Origin of the sequence: Pseudarthrobacter sp. CC4 (assembly GCF_048957775.1) — a bacterium.
Lineage (GTDB): Bacteria > Actinomycetota > Actinomycetes > Actinomycetales > Micrococcaceae > Arthrobacter.
The window spans coordinates 1-863 of record NZ_JARCCZ010000077.1 but is presented as its reverse complement, the minus strand read 5'-3'; the positions used below and the strand labels follow the sequence as shown (position 1 = coordinate 863).

Annotated in this window: 2 pseudogenes; both read right to left on the bottom strand. The window is 64.3% G+C overall.

The features are described from left to right. Positions 1–175: pseudogene (locus PV768_RS21835) on the bottom strand (malate synthase A); the annotation flags it as partial. 241 nt (positions 176–416) lie between these two features. Then, a pseudogene (locus PV768_RS21830) lies at positions 417–863 on the bottom strand (isocitrate lyase); the annotation flags it as partial.

Below are 863 nucleotides of genomic sequence, written 5' to 3'. Positions count from 1 at the left end.
CCGCCCGCCGGGTCCGGCGTGCCTGCAGCAGTTCCTGCCGCCGGGCCGCCGTCGCCCGGTGCAGCCTGGCCACGAACGCCAGGGCGTCCGGGGTGAGCACCTCGTCCTGCCGGCAGATCGGCTGGGCAGTCAACGTAATGCCATTGATCGTAAAAGAGTCGGTGAAGCTGTTCATTTCAGTCTCCTTAAAGACGAAAGGGAAGTTCGACGGCGGGTAGCGGCAGGGTGGCGACTGAGGCACGAGGCCGAAGAGCCGGCAAAGCCGATGGAGCGGTGATGCGGCAGCCTGCGTAAAGGGGCCCTATGCCCGCCCCCGACCGAGTTCTACGAGGTCATTGGGGCGGGCATGGGGATAGCAGGCAGAGCATTGCCGGTCCGAAGGCGAAGGCGACCGAACCGCCGTCGAACGCTAAGTTTTAGTGGAACTGGCCCTCTTCGGTCGATCCGACCAGGGCGAGGGTGGATGCGTTCGGGTTGAGCGCAGTGGCGATGTCGTCGAAGTAGCCGGTGCCGACTTCGCGCTGGTGCTTGGTTGCGGTGTAGCCGCGGGATTCGGAGGCGAATTCCTTTTCCTGGAGCTCGACGTAGGCGCTCATGCCTTCCCGGGCGTAGCCGTGGGCGAGGTCGAACATCGAGTAGTTCAGGGCGTGGAAGCCGGCCAGGGTGATGAACTGGAATGTGAAGCCCATGGCGCCGAGTTCACGCTGGAACTTCGCGATGGTGGCGTCGTCCAGGTGCTTGCGCCAGTTGAACGACGGCGAGCAGTTGTAGGAGAGCATCTGGTCCGGGAACTCGGCCTTGACGGCTTCGGCGAACTTGCGGGCCAGTTCCAGGTCCGGGGTGCCGGTTTCCATCCAGATCAG